Raw genomic sequence first — 12,969 nt, forward strand, 5'->3', positions numbered from 1 at the left:
GCGTCCCGGACGGGCGATCCCCCTCGGCTGCCCAGCCCGGCGGTTACTCGATGATGATGTCGGACGTCGAAGCGGTTGGAGCGGAGCGGGATCGGCGAATCGCCGTGGGTACCGAACCTGGAACGACGCGGCGAAGCTCGGGGAACCGGATGCGTCGACCGTGGGAGGCGGTACGTGCGGGGGCGCGATACGGGCAGTTGCTCGCGCACGGACGGGTGAGTCGCACGGTCGTGGTGGCGGCGCTGCCCGCCGTGCTGCTGGTGCTGGTGCAGATCAGTTATCCGCTGACGGACGGGGTGGCCCGGGATCGGGTGACCGTTGCGGTGGTCGGTTTGTCGGCGCTGACGGCGCTCGTGCACGCGGGGTTGACGCGCGGGGTGCGGTGGGCTGCCGGATTTTTGGTGATCGTGTCGGGGATCGGGCTGGCGGCGGAAGTGGTGGGGACGGCTACGGGGGTGCCGTTCGGGGCGTACGAGTACGCCGTGGGGCGGTTGGGACCGGAGGTCGCGGGGGTGCCACTGGTGGTGCCGCTGGCCTGGACCGGGGGGATCTATCCGGTGTGGATCGTGGCGGGGTTGCTGAGTTCGGCTGTGGGCGAGTGGGTTTCGCGCACGGTGCCACGAGTTCGGCTGCCGATGCCGCGGGTTTGGCTCACGATGCTCGGGGCGGTGGGGTGGGATCTGTTTCTGGATCCGCAGATGGTGGCGGATGGGCAGTGGGAGTGGAAGTCCGGGGCGGCCGGGTTACCGGGGGTTGGGCAGATTCCGCTGACGAATTATCTGGGGTGGCTGGCGGTGGCCGCTTTGATGGCGATGCTGCTGGAGGTGTGGGATCGCACCGCGATCGACACCGGTGCGGCCCGGGTGGTGCCGGTGGCGGTATTCCTGTGGACCTGGCTCGGGTCGGCGCTGGCGCACGCGGTGTTCCTGGGACTGCCGATATCGGCGATATACGGGTTCGCGGGGCTCGGGGTGCTCGGGATTCCGCTGGTTCGGGGGCTGATGGCCCGTCGAATCACACTGCGGCCCCTGGGCCATGGCACGATGTGAGCCGTGCCGAGTCCGATCACCTCCACAGCAGACGACCCGCTCGAATCCGCGACGCCGGAACCGGAGACTCGGCGACCGCGCCGATGGATGCGGATATCAGCCGTCATGCTGTTCGCGGCGCTCGCGGTCATGCTGACCGGATGCCTGCGCGTACAGGTGTCGATGGGCGTCTCCTCCAATGACCGCGTATCCGGGCGCATCGTGGCCGCCGCGGTACCGCAGAACGACAAGGACAAAGGGCCGCAGCTCAAAGCGCCCGACGCACTGTCCAGCAAGGTGCGCGTCGACAGCTACTCGCAGGACGGGTATGTCGGCAGCCAGGTGTATTTCGACGATCTGACCTTCGGTGAGGTACAGCAGCTCGGCTCGCTGTCCGATCAGACGCAGGGCATGTTCACGCTGCAGTTCAACCGGGTCGGCGATCTGGTCACCCTCACCGGGCGCGTGGATTTGAAGAGCCTGCCCCCGCACGGTTCGGATGTGCAGTTCACCGTGGCGTTCCCGGCGCGCGTGGCCACCACCAACGGCACCCGCGAGGGTGATTCGGTGGTGACGTGGAAACTGCCCGCGGGCGATGTGTCCACGCTGCGCGCCGAAGTCGGCTATTCCGACCCGAATACGCGCTCGTTCGCCGGTTGGGCCGGAATCGTCGGCGGCATCACCCTCGCGGTGGCCGCGGTGGTCGCGGTGCTGGCGTACATGACCCGGAATCCGGATCCGCCGAAGTACGTGCGCGCCGCGCGCTGGCTGCGCACCAAGCGCGATACGCGGGTGTGAACACCCACCGCACCTGGGAATTCGCGGTGCGGGCCGGAACGGTGCTCGCCGTCCTGGGCGCGGGCACCGCACTGGTGAACCGAATCACGCTGCGGCAGTTGCGGGATGGGGATGCCGAGGTGACCGAACCGGTCACGGTATGCGTTCCCGCCCGCGACGAGGCCGATCGCCTGCCCGATCTGATCGCGGATCTGCGTGCGCAGCAGGGGGTTCCACGGCTCAGGGTGCTGATACTGGACGACGATTCCGGTGATGACACCTACCGTGCGGCGCTCGACGCCATCGGCGGGGACCACCGATTCACGCTGCTGCGCAACGATATTCCACCCCCGCCCGGCTGGACCGGCAAGAACGCCGCGTGCGCGCTGTTGGCCACCCATGCGGACGATCTCGACGGGGTCGCCGACCCGATCGGTCCCGGCCCCGGGGGCGGGTACACCCCCCGCCCGTTCGAAAGTGGGCACGGCAGCACCGATTCCGAAGTCCTGATCTTCCTCGACGCGGACGTGCGGCTGAGCCCCGGCGCACTCGCGGTGGGCATTCACGAATTGCGCCGAACCGGGGCGAGTCTGGTCTGCCCGTGGCCCGCACAGCAGGCCGAAACGACGGCCGAACGACTGGTGCAGCCCCTACTGGCCTGGTCCTGGGCATCGACACTGCCTGTCGCACTGGGCAATGCGATGCCGTTTCGCTCGATGGCGGTGGCGTGCGGCCAATTCCTGGTGTTCGACGCCGCCGCCTACCGATCGATCGGCGGCCACGCCTCGGTGGCCGATCGGATCACCGAGGACCTCGCCATCGCGCGCGAACTCCGCTGCAATGGCCACCACACCGCGCTCGCAGCGGGCGGCCACATCGCCGCCACCCGGATGTACCGGGGCGCAAGCGAACTCGACGAGGGCTACCGCCGCTGGCTGTGGACGGCCTACGGCGGAGTCGCGGGCAGCATCGCCGTCGGCGGCTACGCCGCTCTCACCTACTGGCTACCTCCCCTGGCCGCGCTGACGGGGCGAGGACGGGTTCGCCGAATAGGTCTCCTCGGGTACGCCGCCGCCGTCGCCGGAAGGCTGCTGGCCCATTCCGGTGAGGACGGCGGGCGGCTCACCGGTGCGAATGTTGTTTCGGCGGTGGCACATCCGTTGTCGGTGGCGGCCTACGCGGTCCTGTCGGTGCGATCGCATCGGGCACACCGGACCGGTGCGCTCGTGTGGAAGGGCCGGGAGCTCGACGACAACCGTTGACGGACCGCGGTATTCGGCCCGGGTTACGGGACCGGGGTGATGCCGATGGTGGGGAGGAAGAAGCAGGAGCGGCCCGCGTTGTTGACGACGCCGAACATGGTGGCCAGGACGGTGCCGGAGCCGGTGTCGACGGGGACGGCGCGGACGCCGCCCGCCGGTAGGGCGCTGAGGAAGAAGTCGTGGACGGCCTGTTCCACCATGGGGCGCAGTTCATTCGGAATCTGCGGCGGGAGCATGCCGTTGAGGACATGGGAGAGCGAGCCCATGGGGGCGAAACCGCTTTTACCCGAGGTGAGATTGAACCAGACGACCTGCATACCGGAGGTGTCCGCACCGTCCGGGCTCAGACCGTAGGGGACGAAGGCGAACATGGTCTGGCCCGCCTTCACGGCCGAAAGATCAAGGCCGGGAATCGAAACGGCGTATTTGGGCCACGGGCCGGGGATCGCGCCCGCGACGGCGGGAGCCATACCGAGCGCGGTGCCGCCGAGACAGAAGGGGGCCGCGGTCGGGTAGAGGAACGGCTGCACCCCCAATTGCTGTAGCCCGTCCAGGGTTTCGCCGTAGGCGGCGAACCAGTCGGAGGGCCCGGCGATCCGGGTTGCGCGTGCGATGGTGCTCACCGCCGCGGCGGTGTCCCGCGGACTCAGTCCGTGCGCCATGGCAGCGGCCGCACCCCGCGCGAGCGCGGCACCGAGCCCCTCACCGCTGGGATCGGCGGTCCCGCTCGCCGACACCCCGCCCTGCCCGTTCGCCGTGACCGCACCGTCGTTCGATATCGCACCGCCGTCGGCCGTGGCCGGGGGATGCACGGGGTGGGGTGGCTCTGAGTTTGCCGGTCCGGCTGCGGCGAGCAGTGCACAGGCAGATAGCGCGCCTGCTATGCGGACGAGATTGCGTGACACGGGCATAGCGGGCTCCTCAACATCGCGGTCGAGGGTGGACGCTACTCGGCTGACCAGTGCAATTCCGACATTTCGCCCGGCATGCCGGGCGACAATCAGGCGTGCACGGGAGCGGCAGTGACCGTGTAGCCGAGGTTCGCCAGCACTTCGCTGGTGGCCTTGGCGAAGTTCAGGGTGATGAAGTGCAGGCAGGGCGCGCCCTCGTCGATCAACCGCTGGGCCATTTCGGTGGCGATCTCGATACCCGCGGCGCGAACGGCCGCCCGGTTCTCCTCCGGACCGTCGCCCGCGGCCTTGCGGAGGCGCTCGAGGACCCCGGCGGGAAGTTCACGGCCGGAGAGTTCGACCGCGCGCTCCACCGTGCGCAGCGAGGTGATCGGCATGAGCTCGGGAATGATCGGCTTATCGCCCTCGGCCGGATCGAGTTTGGCGACGCGTTCGCGCAGCCGGAAGTAATGCTCCGGATCGAAGAACATCTGGGTGATCGAATATTCCGCGCCCGCACGGAGTTTCGCGATCAGATGCCCGGTGTCCTGATCCAAGTCGGTGGACCGCGGATGCCCCTGCGGGAACGAGGCGACGCCCACGTGGAAGTCACCGAGATCGCGCACCATGCGCACCAGTTCCTCGGCGTACTCCACGCCTTCTGGATGCTTGACCCACTCCCCCAGCGGATCACCGGGCGGATCGCCGCGCAGCACCAGCAGATTCCGGATGCCCGAATCCGCGTACGCCCCGACGATCGAACGCAGTTCGCCGACACTGTGATCCACGGCGGTCAGATGCGCGACGGTCAGCAGCGTGGTCTCGCGTGCCAGCTGACCGGTGACCCGAATGGTGCGATCGCGGGTCGATCCGCCCGCACCGTAGGTCATGGACACGAAGGCCGGATGCAGGCGTTCGAACTCCCGTGCCGCCCGCCACAACCGCGCCTCACCGGCCGCGTCGCGCGGCGGATTGAATTCGACGGAGAACGGCACCGACCCGTCCGGGCGCGGCCCGAGCTGCTGGATGATGGAGCGAGTTCCGGACCCTTGCGGTGTGCGGGAAACTCGGCCAGGGGTCGAATATCCCCGTACATTGTCGAAACTCACGGCCCCAGTTTAAGGGCATTCGAGCCGATGGCCTGCCGAGACCCGGCCTCACACGCTGCGACGACACCTATTTCCCGCACCGAAGCGGACAATACGACCAGCGCAAAGCCCTCGCCCCCGGCACCGAAGCGACCCGCACCACATCGCCGCGTTGGCGACACCCCGGCCCGGACGGTTCGGACCGCCTGACCGGTTGGGTCGGTGTGCCGGGTGGCTCGGTAGAGTCGGGGCGAACCCCCGAGCGGGCCACTGTTGGTCTCGCGGCGTCGGTGGTCGGCGACTTCTCAGCTGAGTTCGAGCGTTCGCGCTCGCCTCGGAAATCGTCGCCGAACCCCGGGCGGGGACGTGCACGCGTCGCGCCGAGGGTGCGGCCCCACCACAGGAGGATCCTCTGTCCGCCGGACCCGGTACCCCGACACGTCAGCCGGTCGGCGCGGGATCGCTCGTCGCCGCCGTGGAGGAACGACTCGCGCATTTCTTCGTCACCCGGCAGGAGATCATCGCACCGCTCGGGCCGGTGGTGGCCGACGCGGCGCGAGCGCTGGAGGATTTCGTACTGCGCGGCGGGAAGCGCACCCGGCCCGCGTTCGCGTGGACCGGATGGCTGGGCGCGGGGCGCGATGCCACCGACCCGCAGGCCGACGCGGTGCTGACCGCCTGTGCCGCACTGGAATTGGTGCAGGCCGCCGCGCTCATTCACGATGACATCATCGATTCCTCGCGCACCCGGCGCGGATTCCCCACCGTGCACGTGGATTACGAGACCCGGCATCTCAGTGGCGCGTGGGCGGGCGATTCCGCGCACTACGGCGCGAGCATCGCGGTGCTCATCGGCGATCTGGCGCTGGCCTGGGCCGATGACATGACCCGCAGCGCCGGATTGGACGCGGACGCCGAGCATCGGTTCGCGCCGGTGTGGTCGGCCATGCGCACCGAGGTGCTCAGCGGGCAGATCCTGGACATCCACGGCGAGGCGGGCGGGGATGAATCCGTCGAGGCCGCACTGCTGATCAACCGATTCAAGACCGCCGCGTACACCATCGAACGACCGCTGCACCTGGGTGCGGCGCTCGCGGGCGCGAACGATGAATTGATCGCCGCGTACCGGGAATTCGGCACCGATATCGGCATCGCCTTCCAGCTGCGCGATGATCTGCTCGGCGTCTTCGGCGATCCGGCCGTGACCGGTAAACCGTCCGGCGACGATCTGCGCGAAGGTAAGCGCACCGTCCTCATCGCGGAGGCGCTGAGCCGCGCCGATGTCACCGCACCGGCTGCCGCCGCACTGCTGCGCAGCAGCCTCGGCACCGATGTCACCCCCGAGCAGGTCGCCGAATTGCGCGGCATACTCACCGATCTCGGCGCGGTGGACGCGGTCGAGGCGCGCATCACCGATCTCACCGACCGGGCGCTCGAGGCCCTGGACGCGAGCACCGCGACGGCCGACGCCAAACGGCAATTGCGATCCATGGCATTGGCGGCCACGGCCCGCGCCTACTGATCCTGCCCCCGGCGCGGATGAGATACCGACGAGGAAGCAGTACCGATATGAAAACTGTTGCGGGACCTACCGATCGGGTCGTCGTGGTGGGCGCGGGGCTCTCCGGGCTGGCGGCGGCGCTGCATCTGGTGGGTGCGGGGCGGCAGGTGACGGTGCTGGAGCGGGCCGATCATCCGGGCGGGCGGGTCGGGTTGTATCGCGGTCCCGATTACGAGATCGACTCCGGGGCAACCATTTTGACCGTACCCGGACTGGTCGACGAGGCGTTGGCGGCGGTCGGCCGGACCCGCGAGTCGGCCGGGCTGCGGATCATCGATCTCGCACCGGCGTATCGCGCGCGGTTCGCCGACGGGACGAGCGTCGGGGTGTATTCGGATCCGGACGAGATGACCGCCGAGGTCACCCGGGTGCGCGATGCCGCTGCGGGACAACGGTATCGGCGGCTGCGCGACTGGTTGCGGCGGGTGTACGAATCCGAGTTCGGGCATTTCATGGACACCAATTTCGATTCGCCGCTCGATATGGTGCGGTACCCGGATAAGCGCGGCGCGCTGCTGAAGCTGGTGCGGCTGGGCGCTTTCGGACGGCTCGGCCCGCGCGTGCGCAAGCTCATGGGCGATGAGCAGTTGTCGCGACTGTTCAGCTTTCAGGCATTGTTCGCGGGCACCGCACCGAATCAGGCGCTCGCGGTGTACGGCGCGATTCCCTATATGGATACCTGCCTGGGCGTGTCGTATCCCGAAGGCGGAATGCGCGCCATCGCCGACGCACTCGCACGAGCCTTCACCGATGCGGGCGGCACACTCGAATTGAATACCGAGGCCGCCGGTATCGACTATCGAGGCCGACGCGCGACGGCCGTCCGAATCGCCGACGGCCGCACCATCCCGTGTGACGCGGTCGTGCTCACCGCGGATATCGGCTCGCTACCCGCTTTCGGCCTGCGCCGCCGCCGCGGTCTGCGCGCCTCCCCCTCCGCCATGGTCGCGCACGGCACCATTCCCGCCGATATCGCCGCCGCCTGGCCGATTCAGGCGCATCACACCATCGATTTCGGCGGGGAATGGGATCGCACCTTCACCGAGATCGCCGCCCGCCCGGGCCGGGGCAAGCTGATGACGGACCCTTCGCTGCTGCTCACCCGCCCCGCCCTCACCGATCCGGCGCTGTACATCGACCGGGTCGAACCGCATATCGACCAGGCCGGGCACCTGTCCGACACCACCCGGTACGAGCCGCTGTCGCTGCTGGCACCCTGCCCCAATCTCGATGCCGCACCCTTGAATTGGGATCAGCTGGCCCCCTATTACCTGCGCGAACTGCTGCAAACCCTGGAAGCGCGCGGTTATCAAGGCATTTCGCGGCACTTCCGCATCGATATCGTGGACACCCCGCAGACCTGGAAGAACAGGGGCATGCTCGCGGGCACCCCGTTCTCCGCCGCGCACCTGTTCCGCCAGACCGGTCCCTTCCGGACCCGGAACCTGGTTCCGGGTCGCGACAATGTCGTTCTGGCGGGTTCGGGCACCGTTCCCGGCGTCGGCGTGCCGACCGTGCTGCTGTCCGGAAAACTCGCCGCGACCCGCATCACAGGTGATCTACGACATGCCCGGGCCGGAACCTCCCCCGCCGGGGCGGTGGCACCGCCGCACAAGCACTAGACTGACCGCGTCCTGAACCACTGCGGCGGGCGCCGCTGACCTTTCCGGGGGGAACGACCACCGATGCCGACCCCCGATATGGACGTCACCATTACCACTCTCGACCCGCAACCCGCCGTCATCGCGAACACCGAGCATCGCTGGGTGCGCAACTGGGCCGACTTCGTGCGCAGTCCCGAAGGTAAAGCCGCACTGCTCGGCTTCTTCGGCGCGGTCATGATCACCTTCGGCGGTTTCGGTGCGGGCAGTGTGCGCCGCAACGATCCACTGCTCGAGGCCGCGCACCTGTCGTGGCTGCGCTTCGGGCACGGGTACGCGCTGTCGACGGTGTTCGTCTGGATCGGTGTGCTGGCCATGATCACCGCGTGGGTGCGGCTGGGTCGCGCGACGCTCGGCACGATCCCCAATGCCAAGGTGACGCTGAACGAATTGCGCGCCATCGTCGGCATCTGGATCTTCCCGCTGCTCTTCGCGGTGCCCATGTTCTCCCGCGACGCCTACTCGTATCTGGCGCAGGGCGCGCTACTGCGCGACGGCTTCAATCCGTACCAGGTCGGCCCGGTGGTGAATCCCGGTGTGCTGCTGGACAATGTGAGCCCGGTCTGGACCACCACCACCGCCCCGTACGGGCCGATCTTCCTGCTGCTGGCGCGCGGCATCACCTCCATCACCGGCGATAACGTGGTGGCGGGGACGATCGCGCTGCGCCTGGTCATGCTGCCCGGACTGGCGCTGATGATGTGGGCGGTACCGCATCTCACCAAACATCTCGGCGGCAGGCCGACCACCGCGCTGTGGCTGGCGGTGCTCAATCCGCTGGTGCTGATCCATCTCATCGGCGGCGTGCACAACGAAATGCTCATGGTCGGATTGATGGCGGCGGGTATCGCGCTGGTGCTCGAACACCATCACGTGGCCGGAATCGTGGTCGTCGCGGTCGGTGTGGGCGTGAAGGCCACGGCCGGTATCGCACTGCCATTCCTGGTGTGGATCTGGATGATCCACGAACGTGAGCGGCGTGCCGCGCAGGGTGAGGGCGAGCTGCCGCATCCCGCGCTGATGTTCGCCAAGATCGCCGGATTGGGTGTGGCGGTCTTCGGGCTCGTCTTCGCCGCCGCGTCGGCGCTGGCCGATGTCGGCATCGGCTGGCTGACCGCGCTGTCCGGTTCGAAGAAGATCATCAACTGGCTGTCGCTGCCGACCATCATGGCGCATATGACCACCTGGGTGACGCCGCTGCGAATGGAATCGGTGCTGTCGGTGACCCGATTCCTGTGCGCGATAGCGCTTGTCGTGATTCTGGTGTGGGCGTGGTGGCGGTTCCGGCATACCGAGCGGGAAGCGGTCTTCGGCATCACCGTGGCGTTCGTGGCCATCGTGATCCTGTCCCCCGCCGCGTTGCCCTGGTACTACTCGTGGCCGCTGGCGCTGGCCGCCGGATTCGCGCTGTCCACCACCACACTTCAGGTGCTGGTCGGATTGTGTACGTGGCTGATGCTGGTCTTCCAACCGGACGGTTCCATCGGCCTGTACAGCTTCTGGCATGTCGCGCTGGCGACCTTCGCGGCCGTGGTGGCGGCGGTATCGCTGCGCACCATCGACCCGCTCAAGCTCAGCGCGAATTCGCACGTCCATCCCCCGGCGAGCGTGAGCGCGCCGCCCAGCGCGGCATGAGCTCGGCCGAACTCCAACTCGCATACCGGGATTGCCGCCGTATCGCGGCCGAACACGGCCGCACCTATTTCCTCGCGACCCGGCTGCTGGAGCCGGAACGAAGACCGGCCGTGCACGCGCTGTACGCATTCGCGCGCATGGTCGACGATATCGTCGACGACGGCACCGCGGCGACGCGCGCGGAACACTCTGCGGCACAACTGGATCGGATCGAGCACGAGCTACGCGGGCGACTCGCGCACGCACCGGGAGCCGGTGGCGCGGACCGCATCCTGCTCGCGGTCTCCGACACCATCGCGCGGTATGACATTGCGCCCGAACACTTCTGGGTGTTCCTGGACTCCATGCGCATGGATATCCCCGGCGGACCGCAATACCGCGACCGCTACCCCACCATGGACGCCCTGCGCGAGTACATGCGCGGCTCCGCCGCCGCGATCGGCCTGCAACTGCTCCCGGTGCTGGGCACCGTGGTTCCCATCGCCGAGGCCGAACCGGCGGCGGCCGCGCTCGGCGAAGCGTTCCAGCTCACCAATTTCCTGCGCGATATCGCCGAGGATCTGGACCGCGGCCGCATCTACCTGCCCGCCGACGAACTGGCGGCCTTCGGCGTAGACGAAGAACTGCTGAAGCACTGCAACGACACCGGCCGCACCGACCCCCGAGTCCGCCGGGCCCTTGCCCACCTCATCGCGGTGAACCGGGGCATCTACCGTCGCGCCATCCCCGGAATCGACCTGCTCACCCCGCGCGTGCGCCCCGCCATCCGCACCGCCGCCACCCTGTACGGCGCGATCCTCGACGAAATCGAACGCTCCGACTACGCCGTCTTCACCCGCCGCGCCACGGTCCCCCAGCACCGCCGACTACGCGTCGCCGCAAGGGAATTCGCTTTCGCCGAGACTCGGTGAAAGCCCAGCGCACCACTCAGCTCAGCCCAATGGTGAGCAATTTCCGAACGGCTTGCTCGTCGGGACGCAGGGCTTCTGCAGGCTCCCGGTGGGCAGGCCGAGGAAGATGGTCCCCCAATCGAGCGCCGCGCTACCCGTATCGGGGAATGGATTGTCGACGGGCATCGGCGTGGCCGGTGCCGCGACCTCGGTGGGAGAGCCGACGACGGGAGCCGCGGCGGCGATCGCGGAACTGCCCGCCACCGCCCCGGCAAGGGCCGTCAACACGACAGCGGTACGAAGGGCAGGAAGCAGTGCACGCATGAAGCGGGTCCTTTGATCGGGCTGCAAATTCACCCGTGACGTTCTCAGACCCGTATCCCGCTGTGACAGAACGCGTTTCCCCTGCCCCCAACGCCGGGGGCGGGCACTACCGCCGAATGCCGGAGGCCCGCCCGGCGCAGATCGACAGGCCGCCGAGTTCGGTGTCAGCCCAGCAGCTGGCAATTCCCGAACGGCTTTCCGGTCGGGACGCAGGGCCGTTGCAGGCTTCCGGTGGGCAAGCCGAGGAAGATCGTCCCCCAATCCAGCGCCGCGCTACCGGTGTTGGGGCCGTACGGATTGGCGACCGGCGCGGCGCCCCCTGCCGGAGCATCGGCGGCGGCGATCGCGGAACCGCCCGCCACCGCTCCGACAAGGGCCGTCAGCACGACGGCGGAACGCAGGGCGGGAACAAGTGCACGCATCAAGGTGTGTCCTCTGCTCGGAAAGCAATTCACCTCGAGACGTTTTCAGCTTTCAGCCTGTCGTCGCAGCCCTTGATTACCTTGCCCCCGAAGCGGGGGACGGGCAGTTCCTCAGTGCACGCGCCGAGTGTCCGACGTCTGCCTGCGGTGCGCCTCGATGGCCTCGAATTTCGCCAGGTTGTGCCGGGCATCCGCGAGTGCGTCGTGCGCATCCTTCGGGATGGGTGGGAGTGTCGGTTGCCCATGCTGCACCCAGTGCTGGCGCAGTTCATTCGTGTATCGAGGGAGTGCGTTCGGAAGATCAACCATCGAGCCCCACAACTGACACAGCGCCACATGGTCATATGCGCCGACCCATGCCCACATCTCCGGCTCGATGCCGGGACGGGGGATCAGGAAGCGGTAGAGGTCCTCGCGAAGCTTCTCTCTGCTGCGCCACAACGGTGACGACGGTGGCGGCAATTTCGGCAATACATTCCGTCTAACAAACGGACCGGCTTTTTCGGCATCAAATTCGGTTGACACCGCATAGAACTCGCGGCCGTCCTCGCTCACGACTCCAATGGAGACAAGATCGATAACGACCCCGTCCTCAATGAATTCGCAATCATAAAAATACCTCAAGCGATCCGTGTCCTTTCAAGTAGAATTGGATCCGTCCATAAGACCGATTGTGGGGGTATTGCATGGGACGTGAATGCACCATGGAAGGATGTTTCAAACCTGTCCGCCCGCGCTCTGCCGGAGAATTGTGCAACAGGCATTACCTCGAAAAACTCAAGCGCGGATATCCGCCGTGCACTGTCACCGGTTGCACACGTGCAGGCACGCCGACCAAGGGCGTGTGTCGTCCACATCAGACGCAGATTCGGCGATGGGGATCGGTGGCCGCCGCACCGGGGAGAGGCTCGCCCGGGCGACGCAGAACAAGCAGAGCGGACGGTCGCAGACTTTCGTCTTCCGGATATTGGATGATCCGCCCGCCGGAGGGCGGCTGGGTATTGGAACATCGTTGGATCATGGAAGACGTTCTCGGTAGGAAACTCCTTCCGGGCGAGAACATTCATCACCTCAACGGTGACAAACGCGACAATCGTCCGGAAAATTTGGAATTGTGGGTGACCAGACAGCCGATCGGTCAGCGCGTTGACGATCTGCTCGCGTGGGCACGGGAAATTATCGCGCGATATGCCCCTCATGAATCCAGCTGACCTCAACACCGGCTCCGGCAGTAGATGCCGGAGCCGGAGCCGGAGGTGAGCGCGAATCAACTGGTTGCCTAACGGTCGGTTTCACTGGATCGTCCAGCAAGTCAGCCTATGTTCCCCGGATGCCAGCTCGCCTGGGCGGGTCAGGGCCCGGCGCCGAGGCAAGTCAAGATCGGTTCACGTGGTGTTGGGTAATCCAGCCCTGGGTGTAGTCCGAGCGGTT

At 67.5% G+C, this 12,969-nt stretch carries 13 protein-coding genes; 8 read left to right on the forward strand and 5 right to left on the reverse strand.

Going from position 1 to position 12,969, the window contains the following annotated elements; translation table 11 throughout:
* Window positions 1-149: 149 nt before the first annotated feature.
* From ACFC4D_RS20010 to ACFC4D_RS20020, 3 genes are all read left to right on the forward strand, one after another.
* Window positions 150-1,049 (forward strand): carotenoid biosynthesis protein, encoded by a 900-nt coding sequence (locus ACFC4D_RS20010; RefSeq protein ID WP_376065245.1) that lies wholly within the window; start codon window positions 150-152, stop codon window positions 1,047-1,049.
* A gap of 87 nt (window positions 1,050-1,136) precedes the next feature.
* Window positions 1,137-1,826 carry an LppM family (lipo)protein gene (locus tag ACFC4D_RS20015; protein WP_375968246.1) on the forward strand — a complete coding sequence of 230 codons (690 nt, stop codon included), beginning with the start codon at window positions 1,137-1,139 and terminating at the stop codon, window positions 1,824-1,826.
* Window positions 1,823-3,067, forward strand: a complete 1,245-nt coding sequence (locus ACFC4D_RS20020) for a glycosyltransferase (RefSeq protein ID WP_376065247.1) — start codon at window positions 1,823-1,825, stop codon at window positions 3,065-3,067. The genes ACFC4D_RS20015 and ACFC4D_RS20020 overlap by 4 nt, the downstream gene beginning before the upstream one ends.
* Before the next feature lie 23 nt (window positions 3,068-3,090).
* Here the strand turns inward: ACFC4D_RS20020 and ACFC4D_RS20025 are convergent, their stop codons facing one another.
* Window positions 3,091-3,978 (reverse strand): hypothetical protein, encoded by an 888-nt coding sequence (locus ACFC4D_RS20025; protein WP_376065249.1) that lies wholly within the window; start codon window positions 3,976-3,978, stop codon window positions 3,091-3,093.
* Between the two features lie 89 nt (window positions 3,979-4,067).
* Window positions 4,068-5,066 (reverse strand): methylenetetrahydrofolate reductase, encoded by a 999-nt coding sequence (locus tag ACFC4D_RS20030; protein ID WP_376065251.1) that lies wholly within the window; start codon window positions 5,064-5,066, stop codon window positions 4,068-4,070.
* 391 nt (window positions 5,067-5,457) lie between these two features.
* On the opposite strand from ACFC4D_RS20030, the gene ACFC4D_RS20035 reads away from it, so the two are divergent.
* The 4 genes from ACFC4D_RS20035 (at window position 5,458) to ACFC4D_RS20050 (ending at window position 10,813) form a co-directional block, all read left to right on the forward strand.
* Window positions 5,458-6,567 (forward strand): polyprenyl synthetase family protein, encoded by a 1,110-nt coding sequence (locus ACFC4D_RS20035; protein ID WP_376065559.1) that lies wholly within the window; start codon window positions 5,458-5,460, stop codon window positions 6,565-6,567.
* A gap of 47 nt (window positions 6,568-6,614) precedes the next feature.
* On the forward strand, window positions 6,615-8,228 hold the full coding sequence (gene crtI / locus ACFC4D_RS20040; RefSeq protein WP_376065253.1) for a phytoene desaturase family protein: 1,614 nt from the start codon (window positions 6,615-6,617) through the stop codon (window positions 8,226-8,228).
* A gap of 63 nt (window positions 8,229-8,291) precedes the next feature.
* Entirely contained in the window at window positions 8,292-9,902 is a 1,611-nt protein-coding gene (locus ACFC4D_RS20045; RefSeq protein ID WP_375968096.1) for an alpha-(1->6)-mannopyranosyltransferase A, read from the forward strand.
* Window positions 9,899-10,813 carry a phytoene/squalene synthase family protein gene (locus tag ACFC4D_RS20050; RefSeq protein ID WP_376065255.1) on the forward strand — a complete coding sequence of 305 codons (915 nt, stop codon included), beginning with the start codon at window positions 9,899-9,901 and terminating at the stop codon, window positions 10,811-10,813. Before ACFC4D_RS20045 ends, ACFC4D_RS20050 begins: the two co-directional genes overlap by 4 nt.
* Window positions 10,814-10,834: 21 nt before the next feature.
* Here the strand turns inward: ACFC4D_RS20050 and ACFC4D_RS20055 are convergent, their stop codons facing one another.
* The 3 genes from ACFC4D_RS20055 to ACFC4D_RS20065 form a co-directional block, all read right to left on the reverse strand.
* A complete protein-coding gene (locus tag ACFC4D_RS20055; protein WP_376065257.1) occupies window positions 10,835-11,116 on the reverse strand; it encodes a hypothetical protein in 282 nt (93 codons plus the stop codon).
* 164 nt (window positions 11,117-11,280) lie between these two features.
* Complete coding sequence (locus ACFC4D_RS20060) at window positions 11,281-11,538, reverse strand: hypothetical protein (protein WP_375968099.1); 258 nt, start codon at window positions 11,536-11,538, stop codon at window positions 11,281-11,283.
* A 111-nt stretch (window positions 11,539-11,649) separates the two neighbouring features.
* Window positions 11,650-12,162 carry a polyadenylate-specific 3'-exoribonuclease AS gene (locus ACFC4D_RS20065; protein WP_375968100.1) on the reverse strand — a complete coding sequence of 171 codons (513 nt, stop codon included), beginning with the start codon at window positions 12,160-12,162 and terminating at the stop codon, window positions 11,650-11,652.
* A gap of 395 nt (window positions 12,163-12,557) precedes the next feature.
* Between ACFC4D_RS20065 and ACFC4D_RS20070 the strand changes: the two genes are divergently transcribed.
* Entirely contained in the window at window positions 12,558-12,749 is a 192-nt protein-coding gene (locus ACFC4D_RS20070) for an HNH endonuclease (protein ID WP_375968101.1), read from the forward strand.
* The last annotated feature ends 220 nt before the right edge of the window (window positions 12,750-12,969 follow it).

This window comes from Nocardia sp. NPDC056000, assembly GCF_042269265.1.
Classification (GTDB): Bacteria; Actinomycetota; Actinomycetes; order Mycobacteriales; family Mycobacteriaceae; genus Nocardia.